Source organism: Hungatella sp. SB206 (assembly GCF_051132295.1).
GTDB classification, from domain to species: domain Bacteria; phylum Bacillota; class Clostridia; order Lachnospirales; family Lachnospiraceae; genus Hungatella; species Hungatella effluvii.
The window spans coordinates 509,227-529,449 of record NZ_CP096603.1 but is presented as its reverse complement, the minus strand read 5'-3'; the positions used below and the strand labels follow the sequence as shown (position 1 = coordinate 529,449).

The window sequence follows — 20,223 nt, the reverse complement described above, 5'->3', positions numbered from 1 at the left end:
CATGATCAGCCCTTCACCGTCAGACTTCCGTCAGTACCATCTGCACAGCCGGATAATCGCCCATAATCATCGGGATGGATATCCCGGCATTCATCAGCGCGCTGCCGCTGTAGATACGGCCATCTTCCTCCAGACGATACCGTTTCTCCGGGTCTAGGCCGCGGAGCTTAAACCAGAGATCGGGGGCATTAGCCCTCACATGAGTGATCACCAGATTAAGCAGCGTCCTCGTCTTATCGCCGGATACAAACTGCCACGCAGTGAAACCGGAATCTCCCTGCGGGCTGGCGAGACGGTAGTAATCCCCGTTGTGAATGAGGTCATAATACTTTTTATAGTCTTCCACCTGCGCCTTCACTGCTTCTTTTTCATCCTCTGTCAGGAGATTTAAATCCATCTCATAACCGAAGCTGCCGGCCATGGCCACCACGCCGCGCGTCGCAAGCGGTGTCCTTCGTCCCGTCTGATGGTTCGGTATGGCCGATACGTGGGAGCCGACGGCCGAAATCGGATAGAAGAACGAAGTTCCGTACTGAATCTCCAGCCGCTCGATGCCATCCGTATCGTCGCTGCACCAGATCTGCGGCGAGTAATACAGGATAGCCGGATCGAAACGGCCGCCTCCGCCGCTGCATCCCTCGAAAAGGATATTGGGAAATGACGACGTAAAGCGCTCCATCAGGTCATAGATGCCAAGCACGTAGCGGTGGTAAACCTCGCCCTGGCGTTCTTTGGGGAGAACGGCACTGCAGACATCGCAGATACTGCGGTTCATATCCCATTTTACATACTCGACATTGGCGCTCTTTAGGACCGCAGCAATCGAATCGAATACGTAGTCCCTGACCTCGCTCCTGGACATGTCAAGCACCAGCTGGTTCCTGCTTCTGCACGGTTTTCTGCCCGGTATCGTCAAAGCCCAGTCCGGATGCTCCCGGTACAGGCGGCTGTCCTCATTTACCATTTCCGGCTCGATCCAGATGCCGAATTTCATGCCCAGACCGTTGATGCCTGTAACCAGATCCGTCAGTCCGCCCTTCAGCTTATCCGTATTGACGAACCAGTCTCCCAGGCCCGCGTTGTCGCTGTCCCGGCTGCCAAACCAGCCGTCATCCAGCACCAGCATCTCGATGCCCAGCTCCGATGCCTGTCTGGCAATGGAGAGAATCTTCTCTTCATTAAAATCAAAGTAGGTGGCCTCCCAGTTGTTGATAAGGACCGGCCTCCTGGCAAACTTATATTTTCCCCGGCACAGATTGTGGCGGATAATGGAATGGAAATTGGCAGACATACGGCCCAGGCCGCTTCCGCTGTAGGTCATCATGAGCTGAGGCGTGTCGAAGGCCTCTCCCGGCTCCAGCCGGTACTCAAAGAATTCCGGATTTATTCCGCATACGGCCCGCACGGAATCCATCTGGTCCATCTCGATCTCCATGGAAAAGTTGCCGCTGTAAATCAGGGACAGGCCGTAACAGCCCCCGTGTTCCTCCGTCGCGTCAGGCGAGCACAGAATCACACCGGGATTGTGCTGATGGCTGGAGGTGCCTCTCCGGCTTCCCACCTCCATCGTCCCATGCATCAGCGGAAGGCGCTCCAGCCTTCGCTCCATGGCGTGCCGCCCGTGGAAATGAATCGCTTCCCAGGAGCCGTTCGGCAGTTCCAGACAGGCAGACATCATCTTCTCCAGCCTGACCGTCTCCTTTCCTCCATTGGTGATTCTGGCGGAGCGGGCGATCACATCGCGGTCCGCAAACACGACATAGTACAGCTCCAGTTTCAGGGAAGACGCCGCGTCCTCCAGGAATATCACCAGCGTTTCCGCCGTTTCATCCTCATCGAACAGGCACGGCAGCCCCGGAATCTTATGGGCCCCCTCCCGGATCTCCCAGGAGACATAGCGGAAGTCGGCAGCCCGCGTTCCGTCCGCCTGACACACGCCCACACAGTTGTTCCGGTAATCGCCCACTCCATAGGAGGGAAATTCCTGAGGCAGCGTATCCAGGGAAAATGTTCTGTCCTCCCCCGCCTCGTAAGGATTTCCGGAAAATCCCACGTCTTTTCTGTGCAGCAGGTAATCCATGGTACAGTCCTCTACCCTTGCGCCATAGTAGAGATGAAGCAGAATCCCGTAATCGCCTGCCTTCATCTGATAAGTCGTCCGTTTCGTCTGAAGCGTAAATACCTGTTCCGCCTGATTCATAATGATAGCCATAACCTGATCTCCTTATAATTTTATATAAAAGTATTTTTCTGACACTCTTTGAGATGCGGCTGAAACAGCCTCAAGTAAAACCACGCGTTGCCGTAAGCTGTCAGTGAAAATCCGCACATGAGCCAGATCAGAAGGTAGACGGGAAAAAGCTTCGCATCCACCATGGTAAAATACATCGGCAGGCATGTGAGGGCAGCCGTGGCAATCAGGTATCCCGGCTTGTGAAAGGCAAAATAGAATGCATGGCCGGCCAGCTTACCCAGGGTGTTGGAAAATGCGGCAATGACCGGAAATATGTAAAGCAGCAGCACTCCCGTGATCAGCCCGATACCGATAAAGCCATAGGAAAGGAGAAGGGCTTCCACTGCGGCCAAAACCGCCCAGATGGCCGTCGCCTGCATGAAGTTCTGCCTAAAGCTGTGAAAAAATGCCTTCCAGACCGTGACATCTTTATCCTTATGGAGTTTCAGCGCCGTGTAATACATGGCCGTGGTCGAGGCCCCGATCGTCACAATGGGGAGACTCGTCACAAGCCAGAGGATATTCAACGCGATCATATTTCCCAGGAATCCGAATATCTGCCCGAAAATACTGTCTTCACTCAATACATTCATCGTTTCACACATCCCTTTCTCTCTCAGCCGTTATCCTATAGATTTCTATCCTACAGCTTTCCGCCTGAAGTTGCAATACCTTCAATAAACTGTTTCTGGAATATTAAGTAGATCACAATCATCGGCACACAGGCCAGCAGGGAAGCCGCCATCAGCTGCGGATAATTGTTCGTATACTGCCCCTGCATCTTCGCCAGCGCGGCGGACAGCGGCATCACCGTCTTGTTGCAGATCATGGGCCACATCAGATCCTTGTAGGCAAACACCGCGGTAAAGATACCGAGGGCCACCATGCCGGAGCGGGTCAGGGGCGCCATGATGTATAAAAATGTCTGACCGATATTGCAGCCGTCCAGACGTGCCGCCTCTTCCAGATCCTTCGGAAGTCCCAGATACGCCTGCCTCAGCAGAAATGTTCCGAACGCGGTCACAAGCCCCGGGAAAATCAGGGCAAACACGGTGTCCAAAAGGCCCATCTTACTCACCATTAAATACTGCGGAATGATGAAAATCTGTCCGGGCACCATCATCTGAAACAGGACCAGGGAAAACATGAAATTCTTTCCCTTAAAATTCAGCCGTGCAAACGCATAGGCCGCCATGGTCGCCGTGAGTACCGCGGCCGCGACTCGGCCCACGATCAGCAGGATGGTATTGATATACAGCTGAAGGAAATTCATATTATCGATAACCGTCTTAAAATTATCCGTCTGCCATACGGCCGGGAAGATGACGAACGGATTGACAGAAGTTGCCTCTGTTGATGTCTTAAATGCGGTGAGCGCCATCCAGATAAACGGCACGAGCATCGTAATGCTTACCAGGATCAAAACAACGTGAATGGATATGGCTGCCGCCTTTTTCTTTTTTTCCATGTTTCGTCTCCCCCTCTCTAATTATAATAAACCCATTTTTTCTGCGCCTTCATCTGGAATACCGTGATGATCATGATGATGGCCAGAAGTACAACGACAATGGTGGAACCAAGGCCCTTGTTATTCTGTACGAAAGAATACTGATAGAATAAGTAGACCAGGGACTGGGTCTTGGAGAGCGCCGGATTGTTTCTGTCCATAACCATAAAGATTAAGTCAAATACCTGAAGCGCGCCGATCACTCTGGTCACTGTCACGAAGAAAATAGTCGGTGACAGAAGCGGAACGGTGATATGGAAAAACTGGTAGATCCCGCTTGCACCGTCGATATTGGACGCCTCATAGTAATCCTTCGGGATCTCCTGAAGCCCCGATAAGAACAGGACCATGTTGTAGCCGATGATGGACCACACGCCGATGACGCCGATGGAATAGACTGCGATATTCGGGTTGGAGATCCAGTTAATATTTGTTCCGAACATATTGTTTAAAAGCCCGAACTCCGAGTTAAAGAGCCATCTCCACACCATGGCAATCGCCGCGGGGGCCGCAACCATGGGGAGGAAGAAGATCGTACGGTAAGCGGCCCGCCCCTTCATCTTCCGGTTCAGCAGCACGGCCAGAACCAGCGCGATGATGATGGAAAACGGCACTTCCACGATGGCGTATTTGAATGTATTAAGCAGCGACTGCCATACCTCCGGGTCTGTTAAGACCCTTTGGTAATTGGCCAGGCCGATGAAGATGTTGCCCTTTCCGAAGTCGCCGGTCTTGAAGAAGCTCTCATAGATCGTCTTGATAATCGGATAGATATTCAGTACAATCAGTCCGACCATGGTCGGCAGGATAAACGCCCAGCCCCATAAAAACTCGTTCTTTTCCCGGCTGGTGATCTTTCTTTTTATTTTCAATTCTGTTTCCTTTGCCACAGAAATCCCTCCTTCTCGTACCAGAGCGTGTTTGAAAATTCATATCCGAATTCTTCAAACACGCTCCAGGCCTTACTCGTCTGCCAGCATCTGATCCATTTTTTCTGAAATTGTCCCGCATACGGCAGCCATATCCTGATTACCGGACCATGCCTCTTTTAACTCGGTCGTCATCATGTTCCACCATACAAGAGTGCTTCTGGAATGCGGACGAAATACGATATCACCGTTCATCATATCCAGATAAGGCTGTAAATTGAACTTATCCGTGTTATTTACCCATTCATCGGATACGCCTTCATAGGCCGCCATGGTAACCCCCAGCTGCGCCTGCTTTAACTGCATATCCTTCGTTCCAAGGAACTCAATCAGCTTCCATGCCGCCTCCGGATTCTTTGTGTTGGCGCTGGCCGCCCATCCTAAACCATTATATAAAGAAACACGTTTTCCTGTCTCAGCATCCTTTGGAAGAACCGCTACGTCGCAGTGCTCTGCTATGTATTCGTTGTCCTTAAATGCAGCTACCATCCAGGAACCCTGGGACAACATTGCAATCTTGCCGGAACCGAGAAGTACATCGGTGCCCGTCTCAGACATAACCGCTGCCGGAGGCATTGCGTCTTTTACCAGCTTATCCACGTATTCCATAGCTTTAATGGTGTTTGGATCATCAAAACCAGACTTCTTCATATCATCAGAAATGACATTTCCGCTCATGGAGTAGATCACGTTCATCCAGCCGTCCTGCTCATTGGAAGGATTCATGGCGATTCCGTACTGGCTTCCGTCAGCCTTAGTCAGCTTCACCGCCGCATCGTATAAATCATCCCAGGTCCAGGTATCATCCGGATAGGCGATTCCGGCCTCATCGAACATATCCTTGTTATACCATAAGGCAATGGTGTCGATATCCTTCGGTATCGCGTAGGTCTTTCCGTCGTACTGGTACATTTCCTTAATGTCGGACGGGAATTTATCCATCTCCAGCTTTTCGCTGGATGCTACTTTATCGGTGAGATCCAGAAGAATGTCGTTGGACATATACTTTGTCGCCTCATTGGAGTGCATCCAGAATACGTCAGGCATGTCGCCGCCTGAGGCTCCCGCCTCTAAAAGTGTCCAGTAGCTGTCCCATGTGATTACCTGTAAATCGGTCTCGACTCCGGTCTCCTTCGTGAAATCGGCGAGGATCTGATCCAGTCCCGGCTTCTGTCCGTTATCCCAAATTGCTACATTTAATTTTCCGCCTGCGTCCGCAGCCGGTGTATTTCCCGCTTCTTTGCTGCCGCCTGATGAAGAATTTCCGCCGCCGCATGCCGTTAAAGATACCGCCATCGTCACCGCCATGGTAAGTGCTATACCTTTTTTCCACAATTTGATCACTTTTATTTCCTCCTTGCAATCCTGATTCATTCTGAGTTTTCGTTATTATTACCATCTGATCTTCTTCATCGGCCAATGAATTTTTCTTTTATTTGTGCACATTTTGTAGTTATGTCTTCGTTTCTGTGACTATATATTAGCACATTGCCACTCTCACCGTAAATGGAAATACCTTGATACAAATATACCAAAATGCTTTCTTGTGCGAAATATCTTGAAGTCACCACGCATTTTGGTATATAATATTTATAATTAATCCCCAGAAATAGATAGAGCGGAGGTGCTTTTTTGTCTAATTTTTCATTTGCCCTGTTTACCGATAAGAATTTCGTCGACTGCACCCTGTTTCAATACGGATGGGAGAAATGCGATCCACACCACTCCTTCGGGCCGGCGGCGCGCAACCATTATCTGTTTCACTATATCATTTCCGGAAAGGGGCTCTTCGTCTCTACCGACAGCAGCAAAAAGGATACGGAATACCATCTTCACGCCGGTCAGGGCTTCTTAATCTCGCCCGGCCAGACCAATACGTACATTGCCGATTCCCTGGACCCGTGGGAATACGCGTGGGTGGAATTCGACGGCTTAAAGGCGCCGGAGATCATCGCCCTGTCGGGCCTGTCCTTCGATCTGCCGGTTTACAACAGCAACAATCCGGCCATGGAACAGGTCTTAAAAGACGAGATGATCTATATTGCCGGCCATACGACCGAATCTTCCTTTCATTTGATCGGCCACCTTTATCTGGCTCTCGACGCGCTGATCAAGTCCTCCAACCGCCGTATGACGGCTGTGGGCGGCCAGCTGAAGGATTTTTATGCCCGGGAGGCGGTCTCCTTTGTGGAACACAACTACCAGAACGATATCACGGTGGAGGACATTGCCGCCTTCTGCAACTTAAACCGCAGCTATTTCGGCAAGATCTTTAAGGATGTCCTCTCTGTTACGCCGCAGGAATTCCTGATCCGTTTCCGGATGGCAAAGGCCTGCGAGTACATGGAGACGACCAATCTTCCCATTGGAGAGATCAGCGCACGGGTCGGTTACCCCAGCCAGCTGCATTTTTCCAGGGCCTTTAAAAAAACGTATGGCCAACCTCCACGGGAATGGAGATTGGCCAATCAGCATAAGTAAATTCACAGTAACAGTTCATGTTGTATTTTATTTCAGGATTTCCCCGGTTTGGGCTCCCCCCTCTTCCCCTACCAGATTATACGCCTCCTGCTTATAATGGTAGGAATCCTTCATCAGCCCCCTGTCGCGGAATGTGCGGAAGGACCGTGATATCAGAAAAATGGTTTCCACGGACTCCGCCAGCTCCTCCTGGGCCTCCTGAATGGGAATATAGAGGTCCGGCAGCTCTCTGTGGTTCCCGATCTGAATCAAAAAGATTCTCTCAACGCCCAGCGCCTGAAAGGCCCGGAATAAGGTCAGCGTCTTCTCTTTATATTCTTCCTTTGTCATCCCATTGTCCGCATCCGTGCAGCCCTGGCACCAGACCATCCCAATCGAATGAACAGCGATCTTCTGAGATTCCACAAAGCTTACGCACGCCAGAAACCGCGCCGCTGCGTCCTTAAAATACGGAGTACCCGGCTGCCATTCCCGTATGCTGGAACCTCCCTTGGAACATGACACTGCAATAACCGGCCGTCCCGTCTTTCGATAACACGCATTTACAAACGCCGCAGCCATGGAGCCTGTCTTCATGCCTGGCTCCCAGACTCCTCCCTCACGGTTCTCATTTACTCCAAATGGTTCCACAAGCGGCACCAGTCTGTCCGGCTCCGTCACCGCCCGGTATTCCCAGGCCGCCCCGGGCAGCACCTTCGGAGCCAGCTGATCGTCGCCGCGTCCGGCCATATTGCTCTGTCCCATAAATAACAGAATATCTGCTTCCATCATAAGTCCTCTCCTGTTCCAATTGTCTACAGAACCTTCCGGGCCTCTCTCTCGCACCGGTAACGGTTTAACATATCCACAATCTGCACTCTCGTATACGGCTTAATGATAAAGCCGAACGCACGAATCTTCCACGCTTCCAGCGAGAACCCCGGTATTCCGGATAAGAGCACTACCTCCGGCGGATCCGGAAGCTGATATATCTTGGATGCCAGCGTGATCCCGCTGATATCCGGCATCACCACGTCAGAAAATACGATATCCACCGGATTCTCCTTCACATATTGAATTGCCGCAATCGCTTCGCCGAAGCTGCCGCATAGCTCGACGTCCTCCATCTCCCTTAATATTCTGGTAATTTTCTCCAGAAGTTCCTCTGAATTGTCTACTGCAATTGCCCTGATGCTCATAACCCCTCCTGATTTTCATCTAAAAAGAAGCCCCGGAATATCGCTATTCCAACAGCCTCCGGTAATCGAAATCATTTCCTTTGTTAAGAAATACGATACCATAAAAATGAAAAGAAGTCTATCTTTATGATAAATTATCCTTCCAGTACCAATAATAAGAGGAAATTATGATTTATAAATGATAAAATAGAAAAACAACCAGGAGGACGGAGATCACTTAAAATGGAATGGAACGAAAAATTACAAAGAATCATCGATTATGTGGAAGACCATCTGCAGCGGCGGGAAGAACCCATTGATGAAAACGTGGTATCGGACATTGCGGGCTGCTCCTTTGGTTTCTTTCAGAAGGTCTTTTCCTATATGAATGGAATCAGTTTTTCCGAGTACATCCGCTCCAGAAAACTGACGTTGGCCGGCTATGACTTAAAAAGCACGGATTTAAAGGTGGTTGATATCAGCTATAAGTACGGCTATGCCTCGCCGACCTCCTTTACGAAAGCCTTCCAGCAGTTTCACGGCATAACGCCCAAAGAAGCAAGGGATGGCCGTTCGGAATTAAAAATAGCGCCGAAGATGCAGATATCAAACAGACAGCAGTATTCGTGGCATATCGATCAGAAAGAGTCTTTCCGGCTTATAGGTATAAGCAAAACATTTTCCTGTAAAAACGGAGAGCACTACCTCCAGATCCCCAAATTCTGGAGCGAATGCCATGTGCGGGGCGATACGGCGAAACTGATTTCGCTGGACCGCGGTAATCCGAAAGGAATCTTCGGTCTGTTTACTGATTTTTGTGAACAGCACGAGGAGACAGTCTATTCCATCATGGTAATATCCGATCAGGAAGCGCCTCCGGGATTTGACGAGATCGTCATTCCCCCAGCCGCATGGGCCGTCTTCGACTGCCACGGTAAAATACCGCAGTCCATACACCATGGCTGGAAGTATCTTAACGAGGAGTGGCTTATAAAGTACCCCTTTAAACATGCGGCCTGCCCCGAGTTAGAATGGTACAGTGAAGGAGATCAGACCAGCGATACGTATAAGGCCCAGATATGGATACCCATTATAGAAGAACGATGAAAATGCAAAAAGGAGCAGCGTTATGAGCGAAAAATATACATTTGATGATTTTTTATCCACTGTCGATGGAGATAACCGGGAGTTTGTAAGGGAACTGCATGAGGAGCTGACGAAACTCGGCTGCAAAACAGAGATAAAGCAGGCAAAAAGCGGCTATGTCGTCTCCTGCCTTCAGAATAAAAAGACGATCCTCAACTACGTATTCCGCAGAAAGGGACTGATGGTCCGCATCTATCCAAACCATCTGGCGGACTACATGGAGGTGTTCGATACCATCTCCGATGAGCTGGCAAAGGCCATCCGGGACACGCCTGTGTGCAAACGCCTGTTGGACCCATCCGCATGCAACTCCAAATGCGCCATGGGCTACGACTTTGTCTTTAGAGGCCAGCGGCAGCAAAAATGCCGCAGCAGTGCATTCTTCATTTTACTTAGCAGCGATAACAGGGCTTTCGTAAAAGCGCTGTTGTTGAACGAAGCTAATGCATCTGTACAAGTATGACTCACACCAGCTTAAAAATACGTAATTTCTAACCGGAAAGGAATAACAATTATGAGAAATATGGAACCGCCGTTTCGAATCGAGAAAAAAGACAGTTTCCGCGTTGTCGGCCCTGCCATGCGCACAACAAATCAAAAAGGGCAGGGAAGGAAAATGATTCCCGCACACTGGGCGGACTTCAAAGCGAAAGGGCTTGAGAAAGACTTATTATCACGGGCGAATCGGGAACCTTACGGTCTGTTCGGCATTAATATCTATAACACCGATGAAGCCGATCCGCGGATATTCGATTATCTTATAGCGGTATCCAGCGATACGGAGGCGGGGGATGCATTTTCGTCTTATGAAGTACCGGCCAGGACCTGGGCCATCTTCCCCTGTACCCTTGAAACGATCGGAAAGACGGAAGCGCAGGCCATCACAAAATGGCTGCCTTTATTTAAATATAGACCGTTAAATAAAGGCTACATAACCGGCCGGATGAAATCAAATGCACCGGATCTCGAGTATTATGGGGAGAATGGCCTTGTGGAGGTCTGGATTGCGGTGGAGAAAAAATAAAGAGTCCGGCAAGCCGGACTCTTTCATCGTAATGCGGCATCCACATCCGCAGCTTATCTATGCAACGACTTCTCCCGCAGACTTCTTTGTATCTGCGGTCTCTGTATTTTCTGAAGTCACATCTTTTCCGATCAGCTTCTTAATCCCCTCAAAGGCTACAATCACACCCAGAATCAGAAGAAGTACTGCAAATACCAGCTGCAGGGCATTGCCAAAGACAAACTGGCCGGAAAGTGCAGTCACCAGTTCCGTGATCTTTAAAGCCAGAGCCGTAAATGTGACGCCGAGCATGATCACCATCGGCCCCCAGAGCATGGCGCCCTGGCGTTTCGTCTTCTTTAAAAATACGGCGCAGGCAATCAGGGCCAGTGCGGAAAGCAGCTGGTTCGCCGAACCGAACAGCGGCCAGATGCTGGCGTAACCGGCACGGGAAAGCGCATAGCAGAGCACCAGTGTCAGGATGGTGGCAAAATACTTATTGGTCAGAACCTTGTTAAGCGGTGACTGATTCTCCGGTGCGATGCTGTCATCCGTGAAGAATTCCTGGAACGCGATACGTCCCACACGCGCTACGGAATCGAGACTCGTCAGCGCAAACGCCGAAATCGCCAAAGTGATTAACGTATAGCAGACGGACTCCGGAAGCCCCAGGCTTGTCAAAAAGATGGAAATAGCCTGTGCAAACAGCTGCGGCGGCGTTCCTGCCGGAAGTCCTTCCTGTGTGGCGACGAATCCGGCCGCAATCAGCGCCGTAATGGCGAGAAGGCTTTCCAAAAGCATGGCTCCAAAGGATACCGGAAGCATGTTTTTTTCATTTTTAATCTGCTTGGAAGCCGTTCCTGAGGCAACCAGAGAATGAAAGCCCGATACAGCGCCGCAGGCAATGGTGACGAACAGCGCCGGGAATAAGTAGGAGACGCTCCCGTTGGCCGCGGTCAGCTTGAAGGCTGTAAAGGAAGGCAGATTCATAGACGGATTGTATACACAGATGCCGAGCACCGATCCCACGATCATGGCGATCAGCAGATAGCTGTTTAAGTAGTCACGAGGCTGTAAAAGCGCCCATACCGGTGTCACACAGGCAATGATCACGTAGATAAATACGAAAATCAGCCATGCACTCTGCGGCACATAGATGGGGAATGCCAGCCCCAGGCCTACGGCCAGTACGAGAAGCGCGATTGCAAACAGTGTGTTAAGCATCTTGGGGAATCTCGTATATTTCAAATAAAAGCCCAGTCCCACGGCAAATGCGATGAAGAGCAGCGAGGTCGTCGCAACCGCGCCGTTGGCAGTCACCGTGGCTTTGTTGGCGTCAAAACCATTGAAGGTACCCGCCACGATATCGGCAAATGCCGCTACCACCAGAATGGAGAACAGCCAGGTAAACAGCAGAAACAGCCGTTTTCCAAGTTTTCCGATATAGAGTTCGATGATATAGCCGATGGAACGGCCCTTATTTTTCACGGAGGCATACATGGAGGCAAAATCCTGTACTGCGCCGAAGAACACGCCGCCCAGCAGAATCCAGAGCATAACAGGAAGCCATCCGAACATCGCCGCCTGAATCGGTCCGTTGATCGGCCCCGCGCCGGCAATTGATGCAAACTGGTGGCCAAATACCACGTTGGTATCGGCCGGAACGTAATCCACACCGTCCTCCATCTCATAGGCGGGCGTTTTGGAATCCGGATTGATGCCCCATTTCTTTGCAAGATACCTCCCGTAGATCAGGTACGCGCCGCCCAGCACTACGACGGCAAGAATCATCATTGTTAAGCCATTCATACTCTGTCTCTCCTTTTTCTTCAACCAGACCAATTCCTCCTGTGTCTGGCCAGAAGTTCCGGAGTAAAAAAGAAACGCCCCTTCCGCTGTTCGCTTATTACCGCCTGTCGGGCGGCAGTCATGCGGCGCGTAAGCCCCGTCTTCATCCGCAGCGTTTCTTCCAGTCGGGAAGGCGCCTGGGGACAAATTTTCACTTTTTCATTCCAAACCTCTGATGAAATGGAGTTTATCACTTTACAGTATAGAAATCAATAATAAGTTTATACTTTTTTTATATTTTATTTACATATCTTTTATAACTTACAGTTATATAAATTCAGGGCATTGACTACCGTTACCATACCACGGAGAGATCGCTCCTTGTTTTTATCTGCACAGTCTCATGCTCTCTTAAATACTGAAGGGCCATCTGCGGCACCTCGGAGCCGATCCGTTTCACCACCCGGCATTTGCGGTAGAAATCATAGCCGCCCGTCCCGCTGGCGCGGTAATCGCTCATACAGAGCGTAAGCTTCCGTCCGCCAATGGGGGCCCCGTCATACAGAAGCTTCGTCACACGGTCTCCCACCGGTCTGCGCAGATCGAACTCACAGGAAATCCCGGCGAAGAAGTCGTAATTGTAGTGCTCGACCTTAGGCTTTAAAAATACGTCCGAAACCCGCACTTCTCCGTTTTCCACGGTGAAATATTCCGCACACCGTTCCAGTGCCTTCTTCATCACCGTTTCGTCCACTTCCAGAACCACCAGTGTGTTGGCAAACGGGTACACAGACACGATATCCCGTGTCGTCACACGTTTCTCCAGACCCATCGGTGTGTTCCCCAGCCCCACACAGGAGATATCCGCTCCCGAATATTCCAGCTGGAGCTGGTTAAAGAAATCGGCTACCCTGGAACCCTGAAGCGCCATCGCAAGCTTGGACTGCCGGGGAATATCCTCCTCCAGGCTGCCCGCCTTCTCGTCAAGCCACTGCTGAACCCTCTGCTCCAGCGGAAGCAGGGACCGGTACGGTTCCTCATCATGAATCTCTCCCGCCGGATTGATCGAGGCCGAGACGGACACTTCTCCAGCCTCACAGGCGATTTCCAGCTTTGCATAGCAGACCGCATTTGCCGGAAGCTGCAGCGTTGTGGTCCCGTTTATCTTCCTGGCAGGCACCATCATGTGCTGATGAGCGGTCAGCAGCACGTCGAAATCCAGCTCCCGAAGGATCCGGCATCCCACATTTTCCCCGCTCTCACTCAGCAGGTCTCCGGTTTCCAGATCACATTCATAGCCGCCGTGATAGATGCACACCGTCACATCCGAGATCGCCTTTAAGCGCTCCAGTTCCCGTTCTGCCGCTGAAAAGGCGTCGGTCACTTCCAAATCCCTCATATGCCCCGGCTGTTCCCACACATTGACAAAATCGGTTACCACACCGGTTACTCCCATCCGCAGACCATTTTCCATGGTAAACACCTGGCTGGATATCACTCCCAGGCGGCCTTTCCGGTCCCGGACATTGGCACAGATGCAGCGCGCGTTTAAGGCATTTAAATGATGCTCCAGATACTCATATCCGAAGTTAAAATCATGATTTCCAAGAGTCACCGCGTCGTAACCGCCGGCGTTAAAGACATCCGCAATGGCATGTTCCGCCTCCAGGCCTTCCTTCCTGCCCGCGGACAGGTAAATGGCCATGGGGGACCCCTGTAGCGTGTCGCCCCCGTCCAGGACCAGCGTATTCCCGTCCTTCTGATAATTGGCGATGCAGTTTAACAGTCCGGCCGGCTTCTCGCTCCGTTCCGTGTATGCAGAAGGGAAAAGATATCCGTGGACATCTGATGTATAATAAATTTTTGCTGTCTTTCTCATATTTATCCCCTCGTCAGTTTTACCCTGATTCTCGTGGAAATGTATTCCACAATCAGAACCAGCACAATCAGTCCCACCAGAATGGCTCCCGCCTCGTTCCAGCGATAGGAATTCATGGCGAAGATCAGTGGTGCGCCGATACCGCCCGCGCCTACCAGACCCAGCACAGTGGCATCTCTTAAGTTAATATCAAAACGGTAAATGACCGTCGATGCAAAATTCGGAATCAGCTGAGGCAGAATTCCATACCTGATCTTCTGCATCGTATTGCAGCCGCAGGCGTCCAGCGACTCCAGAATTCTGATGTCCAGATCCTCGATTGCCTCAATATACATCTTGGACACCATACCGATGGAACACACGGACATGGTCAATAGTCCCGTAAATGCCCCAGGCCCGCTGACACGGATAAACATCAGTCCATAGACAAACGCCGGCACGGTACGGATTGCCATGATGGCCATCCGGCTCAGCCTGGCGATGGGCGCCGGCATCAGATTCGATGCGGACAGAAACGAAAACGGGATCGCCAGTACCGCGCCCACCAGTGTACCCAAAAATGCGATGCAGACGGTCTCCAGAAGAAGGTAGGGCACGCCCTGCATGGTAAAGTTAAAGAGCAGCTTTGGATCGGGATGAAAGATTCCCTTTAAAATGTTTAAGGCGATCTGCCCGCCGTTTGCTCCGCCTCCCGTGAATTCCACTGCGGAACCGGACCATGCGATCAGGGCCACCACGATCACCGATACCACAATCTGGTATACCGTGCTGCGCGGACGATCTTTATATGCTTGTTCAATCTGTTTGTTCATTTTCCGCTCTCCCCTCTATACCAGTTTTTTCCGGCAGTAACGGCTCACCGATTCGATGATGAATACCGTAAGAAACAACATCACCAGGATCATGCCGACGCTGGAATACTCTCTCCAGCCCAGCTTTTCATTCAGGATCAGTCCCAGGCCGCCCGCGCCCACGTAACCGAGGATCGCGGCGTACCGGACATTTCCCTCAAAGCAGAACAGGCCGTTGGAGATGTAGGATGGGAGCACCTGCGGAATAATTGCGCTGACAAATGCACGGACCCGCGTAGCCCCGATGGCTTCCACCGCCTCGAAGGCGCCCATATCCACCGTCTCGATCTCCTCATACAGGATTTTCCCCATATAGGCGAATGTGAAGATGGCAATCGCCGTGGTTCCTGCCAGAGTGCCCAGTCCGAATACATAGGTAGCGATCAGAGCGGTTACCAGCGTAGGAAGCGTTCTCACAATACTCAGGAACAGCCTCATGACACTGATCACCAGCCTGCTCTTAATCACATTGGTGGAAGCCGCCATGGCAAACGGTACCACCAGCACCGCGCCGGCCACCGTGCCTAAAAGTGACATTTTGATGGTATCAAAAAGCGGTTTCCAGATCTGTGACATATAGGAGACCCTCGGCGGGATCATCATGCCCAGTATGACGAAAAACTGATTTCCCCTCTCGGCCAGAACCCTCAAGTCAAATCCGGTTATCTTCACGGAGATGGCCGTCATAATCAGCAGGATAACCGCAACGAGAGGCAGACGCGAAGCCGGTTTTTCAATTGTCTTACCATTGGAAATCGTCATTTTCTTCGGCGGAAAGACCTTGTCGTATAAACTCATCCGGCCACCTCCTGCTCCAGCTTCCCTTCGTAGATATTGTTCAGGATCTCTTCATTGACATCGGATACGGGGCCGTCATAGACGATCTGGCCCGCACGGATGCCGACCACGCGGCTGGCGTACGTGAGTGCCAGTTCCACGTGGTGAATGTTAAGAAGAATGGTGATATTCATCTCCTTGTTGATCCTCTGGAAGTCCTCCATAACCTGCTTGGCCGTTACCGGGTCTAAGGATGCCACCGGCTCATCCGCCAGGATGATCTGCGGATTCTGCGCCAGGGTTCTCGCCAGGGCCACTCTCTGCTGCTGCCCGCCGGAGAGCTGGTCCGCGCGCACAAACGCCTTGTCCAGAATCCCCACCTTATCCAGAGCCTCCAGGGCCGCCAGCCTGTCCTCCTTCGGATAGATCCCGAAGAGCGCCCGGATAAAGGACAGATCCGGCACCTTTGCCATCAGCACATTATTGATGACCTTTGTCCGGGTCACTAAGTTAAACGACTGGAAGATCATGCCGATCTTTCTGCGGAAACGGCGGAGTTCCTTACCTTTCAGCTGCATCACATCGGTTCCGTCCACAGTAAGCTTCCCCTCGGTGATGTCGTGCATCCGGTTAATGGTCCGCAGAAGCGTGGATTTCCCGGCGCCGGAAAGGCCAATGATCGCCACAAATTCTCCCTGCTCGATCTTTAAATTGACATCCTTCAGTGCGTTAAAACCATTGGGGTACGTCTTTCCTACTTTATCAAATTCAATCATGCTCCTACCTCGACTTTAGTATTTTCTCATGGAAACCCAAAAGGAGGCGCCGTAAACCATATTTCTTTACGGTGCCTCCTTAATAATCGTGCTTATCGCTTATTTGGCATTTAATTCCTGAATCATCTTCTGTGCTGCGCGCTCATTATCGTAATCGGAAGACTGTGCAGGCTCATATCCCATATGGCTGTAAATGGCGATTACCTTCTTGCCCTCTTCTGTCTTTCCAATGTTGATAAAGGCATTCTGAATGGCTGTCTTAAAGGCGTCATCCATAATCTTGGAAGTCTTGCTTACGCTGACTGTATCATTATAGATTGGAGGAGTTACACCGATCACATTCGTCTCTTCCCAGATCGATCCGCTTCTTCCATACTCGGAATTCCACTTTTCTTCATAGTCTCTGCGGGCATCTGCGTATGTACAGAGGACATCCACCTGTCCGGAAGCCAGTCTTGCAAATGCGCTGCCGTAAGAATCGGACTGAACCGCATGTCCAAGATCCAGAATGTTCTTCTCAAAGTTCTCCTGAAGCCATAAAGACGGATAGATGTATCCGGCCGGTGATGAGGAAGACATCACGCTCCAGTTTGCGCTGCTTAAATCATCAAAGGTCAGCGCTTCTCCGCTGTTAACCTTCTTTGCCAGCTCCTGCCCTTTTTCAGATGGTCCTGCGATCATCAGCGCACGGTAGGAAGTAACCTGCTGGTCTGTCGGCTCCGTCGCCTTACCGTCATTCCAGTCCTTGGCGCTGTCGGAATTCTTGCTCAGTCCGTCACGGGTTGCTGTCAGGATTACATCGGCACCATCGTCGTAAAGCACATAGGTACCGCCTGGAATCAATCCAATGTCCGCCGTTCCAGCGGAGAGTGCCTCGCCTACCGCCTCATAGCTGGTACCTACTGTGATAACCACCTCGCCGATATCATACCCTTCCTTAGCGAGTTCTGCCTTTAACATATCCTTTAATGGTTCTGTTGCCGTTACAATCTCTTCCGGTTCTCTGGAAGGAACGAAGTATACGTTCAGTTTGTCAATCTTCTTGTTTTCCGCAGCGGCCGTCTGTTCTTCAGTCGCTTTCTCCGATGCTCCGGAAGCGGTCGTCTCCACAGCAGCCTTCGTGTCCGCTGCGGTATCCTTCTGTCCGCCGGATCCTGAACATCCGCTGACCATTGCTGCACACAGTGCAATTGCCATCATTACAGAAACTGATTTTTTCATAACGCTCTCCTTTACCTGATCCATCTTCTCTGGGGTTACCGTTATGCGCTGTCGCCAACCTCTAGCTTGGTGGGAAGATAAATTGTCATGTTGTCGCTGCGTCCGCCCTGGATCTGTTCCAGGAGAAGTTTGATCGCTGTCTGCCAGACAATCTCCGGAAACATACGAACCTTGGTGTACGTCGGCCACTGGGATTCCAGTGTCTCGATATCCTTGTAGATCACCACGGCCACATCCTTGGGTACCCGGAGCCCCGCATCAAAAAATGCCTCCAGCACCCCTTCGGCCACCTCGTCGCTGCCTAAAAGCACCGCTTCCGGCAAATGCCCCGACGCTGCCGCCTGTCTTGCAAGCTCGTATCCGCCCTCCCGGCTGAACTCCCCGATAAAGAAGTGATTCTCATCGTAACAGCCCCGCTCCCGGAAGGTCTCTCTCAAGCCCTCCAGTCTCCGGTAACCGATGCGCAAGTCTCCCTCTTCATAAAGTCCGCCTATGTATCCGACACTCCGGTACTGCTTTCTGTCCAGAAGATAGTAAAGCATCTCCCGAATTCCCTTTGTAAAGTCCATGACGATACAGTCGTATTCGTAGTCTTTGGGATCCGAATTAATAAACACGATGGCAAAGCTCTGCATCCGCAGACTCTCCATCTCCGACTCGGAGAAGACACCAAAGGCGATGATTCCGTCGTAATGTGACGGTGCCGCCTTGTCCATACGTACAAACTTCACGTCGGTCTTTTCCGCCATGGTCTTTGCAATGCAGTCCAGAGAAGAAATCCGGATATTCGGCCTGTCCTTCCTGATGATGTGCCAATCCGCAACTCCTATGACAATTTCCTTTTCTTTCTGCGCATGCCGCATTCTGGGTGGGACATAGTTTAATTCGTGGGCAATTTTAAATATCTTCTTTCTTACTTCAGGACTTACCACAATGGTGTCATCCTGATTCAGCACACGTGATACCGTCGTACTCGAGACGCTCGCCAGCTGAGAAATTTCTTTAATTGTAGCCATGTTTTATATCCTCACCTTTCAATTTTATTATAGTTCCATTATCTTCCAGAGTCAATGAAAATAGTAAATATTTACTGAAATTTTACTAAGAAATAAAGCGTCCTTTACAAATCGAAAAGGGAGACCGTTTACCGGCCTCCCCTCACTGTACGTGGCAGTCTCACAGTTAGTCTAAAAACTGATCGCCATATCCATAATGTTCCACCACATAGTCAATATCCTTATCGCCTCTGCCGCTTAAGCACACCAGGATCGAACCCTGTCTCATCTCCTTCGCCCTGCGCATCGCGTATGCCACGGCGTGGGAGCTCTCAATCGCGGGGATGATTCCCTCGTAGCGGGACAGCTTGAAGAAAGCTTTCATGGCCTGCTCGTCGCTGACTGTCTCGTATTTCACACGGCCCAGGTCATGTAAAAATGCGTGCTCCGGTCCTACCGACGGGTAGTCCAGACCACTGGCAATGGAATATACCGGCGCCGGTTCTCCGTTCTCATCCTTCAGCATGATGCTCTCAAAGCCATGCATGATGCCCTTTTCTCCAAATTTCATGGAAGCCGCGTGGTCGCCTAACTTCTCGCCTCTGCCTAAAGGCTCCACGCCGGTGATGTCCACAGGATCATCCAGGAACGGAATGAACATACCGATGGAGTTGCTTCCGCCGCCGACACAGGCGCACACCTCGTCCGGGAACATCCCTGTCATCTCATAAAACTGGTCTCTCGCCTCGTATCCCACGACTGACTGGAAATCACGCACCATCAACGGGAATGGATGCGGGCCCAGCGCGGAACCGATACAGTAGATCGAGTCCTTATAATTCTTCGCATACGATTCGAAAGCGGAATCAACTGCTTCCTTTAAGGTCTTGAGACCGTGTGTCACAGGCACCACCTTGGCGCCCAGAATCTTCATTCTCGTCACATTGGGAGCCTGCTTCGCAATGTCGACTTCCCCCATATGAATCTCGCACTCCAGGCCAAAGAAAGCCGCAGCCGTGGCTAAAGCCACGCCGTGCTGGCCAGCTCCTGTCTCCGCGATCAGACGCTTCTTTCCCATGAACTTCGCCAGAAGTCCCTCGCCCATGCAATGGTTTAACTTATGAGCCCCTGTGTGGTTTAAGTCCTCTCTCTTTAAATAGATCTGGCAGTTGCCGATGCTTTTGGAGAGACGTTCGCAGTGGTAGACCGGCGTCGGCCTGCCCTGGAACTCCTTCCTGATTCTCCGCAGTTCGTTGATAAACTGGGAGGAGTGGCAGATCGTCTGGTATGCGTCTGCAATCTCCTCAAAAGCCGGGATCAGTTCATCCGTTAAATAAGCGCCTCCATAAGGGCCAAAACGCCCGTCTTTGTCCGGGTAGTTCTTCAAATATGTCCTGTAATCCATATCCTTCTCCTTTATAACTGTTTTTGTTAGCCGCTAAGTGTTTACAGTATAGCATAAATAGGGGGCGCTTGAAAG

General features: G+C 51.0%; 19 protein-coding genes. 4 read left to right on the top strand and 15 right to left on the bottom strand.

Translation table 11 applies throughout. The features are described 5' to 3' along the window. Positions 1–19: 19 nt before the first annotated feature. From M1L66_RS02480 to M1L66_RS02460, 5 genes are all read right to left on the bottom strand, one after another. The gene (locus tag M1L66_RS02480; RefSeq protein ID WP_434690589.1) at positions 20–2,212 is read right to left on the bottom strand and encodes an alpha-galactosidase; all 2,193 of its coding nucleotides are present in this window, start codon (positions 2,210–2,212) and stop codon (positions 20–22) included. Between the two features lie 20 nt (positions 2,213–2,232). Beyond that, complete coding sequence (locus M1L66_RS02475; protein WP_243270425.1) at positions 2,233–2,826, bottom strand: YesL family protein; 594 nt, start codon at positions 2,824–2,826, stop codon at positions 2,233–2,235. 50 nt (positions 2,827–2,876) lie between these two features. Further along, positions 2,877–3,701: a carbohydrate ABC transporter permease gene (locus tag M1L66_RS02470; protein ID WP_002602034.1), complete on the bottom strand. Its 825-nt coding sequence runs from the start codon at positions 3,699–3,701 to the stop codon at positions 2,877–2,879. 17 nt (positions 3,702–3,718) lie between these two features. Continuing rightward, on the bottom strand, positions 3,719–4,630 hold the full coding sequence (locus tag M1L66_RS02465) for a carbohydrate ABC transporter permease (protein ID WP_187023627.1): 912 nt from the start codon (positions 4,628–4,630) through the stop codon (positions 3,719–3,721). Positions 4,631–4,702: 72 nt separating this feature from the next. Further along, positions 4,703–6,043, bottom strand: coding sequence for an ABC transporter substrate-binding protein (locus M1L66_RS02460; protein WP_434690585.1), 1,341 nt, complete (start codon positions 6,041–6,043; stop codon positions 4,703–4,705). 258 nt (positions 6,044–6,301) lie between these two features. Here M1L66_RS02460 and M1L66_RS02455 point away from each other — a divergent pair, with 258 nt between their 5' ends. Continuing rightward, positions 6,302–7,150, top strand: coding sequence for an AraC family transcriptional regulator (locus M1L66_RS02455; RefSeq protein WP_002602037.1), 849 nt, complete (start codon positions 6,302–6,304; stop codon positions 7,148–7,150). Positions 7,151–7,177: 27 nt separating this feature from the next. Here M1L66_RS02455 and M1L66_RS02450 read toward each other — a convergent pair whose 3' ends face one another. Next, positions 7,178–7,921 carry a sialate O-acetylesterase gene (locus tag M1L66_RS02450; protein ID WP_187023625.1) on the bottom strand — a complete coding sequence of 248 codons (744 nt, stop codon included), beginning with the start codon at positions 7,919–7,921 and terminating at the stop codon, positions 7,178–7,180. Between the two features lie 23 nt (positions 7,922–7,944). Beyond that, on the bottom strand, positions 7,945–8,328 hold the full coding sequence (locus tag M1L66_RS02445) for a LytR/AlgR family response regulator transcription factor (RefSeq protein WP_187023624.1): 384 nt from the start codon (positions 8,326–8,328) through the stop codon (positions 7,945–7,947). Between the two features lie 222 nt (positions 8,329–8,550). Between M1L66_RS02445 and M1L66_RS02440 the strand changes: the two genes are divergently transcribed. Genes M1L66_RS02440 through M1L66_RS02430 form a run of 3 tightly spaced genes read left to right on the top strand, consistent with a single transcriptional unit; the run spans position 8,551 to position 10,477 of the window. Then, a complete protein-coding gene (locus M1L66_RS02440) occupies positions 8,551–9,414 on the top strand; it encodes an AraC family transcriptional regulator (protein WP_434690580.1) in 864 nt (287 codons plus the stop codon). A gap of 22 nt (positions 9,415–9,436) precedes the next feature. Beyond that, the gene (locus M1L66_RS02435; protein WP_434690578.1) at positions 9,437–9,916 is read left to right on the top strand and encodes a hypothetical protein; all 480 of its coding nucleotides are present in this window, start codon (positions 9,437–9,439) and stop codon (positions 9,914–9,916) included. A gap of 51 nt (positions 9,917–9,967) precedes the next feature. After that, entirely contained in the window at positions 9,968–10,477 is a 510-nt protein-coding gene (locus tag M1L66_RS02430; protein WP_434690576.1) for a GyrI-like domain-containing protein, read from the top strand. 57 nt (positions 10,478–10,534) lie between these two features. On the opposite strand, the gene M1L66_RS02425 is transcribed toward M1L66_RS02430, so the two are convergent. The 8 genes from M1L66_RS02425 to trpB all read right to left on the bottom strand — a co-directional run bounded on the left by M1L66_RS02425 (position 10,535) and on the right by trpB (position 20,148). Beyond that, positions 10,535–12,265, bottom strand: coding sequence for a carbon starvation CstA family protein (locus M1L66_RS02425; protein WP_187023621.1), 1,731 nt, complete (start codon positions 12,263–12,265; stop codon positions 10,535–10,537). A gap of 334 nt (positions 12,266–12,599) precedes the next feature. After that, on the bottom strand, positions 12,600–14,123 hold the full coding sequence (locus M1L66_RS02420; RefSeq protein WP_434690574.1) for a bifunctional metallophosphatase/5'-nucleotidase: 1,524 nt from the start codon (positions 14,121–14,123) through the stop codon (positions 12,600–12,602). A gap of 2 nt (positions 14,124–14,125) precedes the next feature. Beyond that, positions 14,126–14,935 (bottom strand): phosphonate ABC transporter, permease protein PhnE, encoded by an 810-nt coding sequence (gene phnE, locus M1L66_RS02415; RefSeq protein ID WP_434690572.1) that lies wholly within the window; start codon positions 14,933–14,935, stop codon positions 14,126–14,128. Between the two features lie 15 nt (positions 14,936–14,950). Next, a complete protein-coding gene (phnE, locus tag M1L66_RS02410) occupies positions 14,951–15,772 on the bottom strand; it encodes a phosphonate ABC transporter, permease protein PhnE (RefSeq protein WP_187023619.1) in 822 nt (273 codons plus the stop codon). After that, complete coding sequence (phnC, locus tag M1L66_RS02405) at positions 15,769–16,527, bottom strand: phosphonate ABC transporter ATP-binding protein (RefSeq protein ID WP_187023618.1); 759 nt, start codon at positions 16,525–16,527, stop codon at positions 15,769–15,771. Before phnC ends, phnE (M1L66_RS02410) begins: the two co-directional genes overlap by 4 nt. A gap of 99 nt (positions 16,528–16,626) precedes the next feature. After that, positions 16,627–17,748: a phosphate/phosphite/phosphonate ABC transporter substrate-binding protein gene (locus M1L66_RS02400; protein WP_187023617.1), complete on the bottom strand. Its 1,122-nt coding sequence runs from the start codon at positions 17,746–17,748 to the stop codon at positions 16,627–16,629. Positions 17,749–17,789: 41 nt separating this feature from the next. Next, positions 17,790–18,764, bottom strand: a complete 975-nt coding sequence (locus M1L66_RS02395) for a LacI family DNA-binding transcriptional regulator (RefSeq protein ID WP_242353118.1) — start codon at positions 18,762–18,764, stop codon at positions 17,790–17,792. 166 nt (positions 18,765–18,930) lie between these two features. Then, a complete protein-coding gene (gene trpB / locus M1L66_RS02390; RefSeq protein WP_434690569.1) occupies positions 18,931–20,148 on the bottom strand; it encodes a tryptophan synthase subunit beta in 1,218 nt (405 codons plus the stop codon). Between the last annotated feature and the right edge of the window lie 75 nt (positions 20,149–20,223).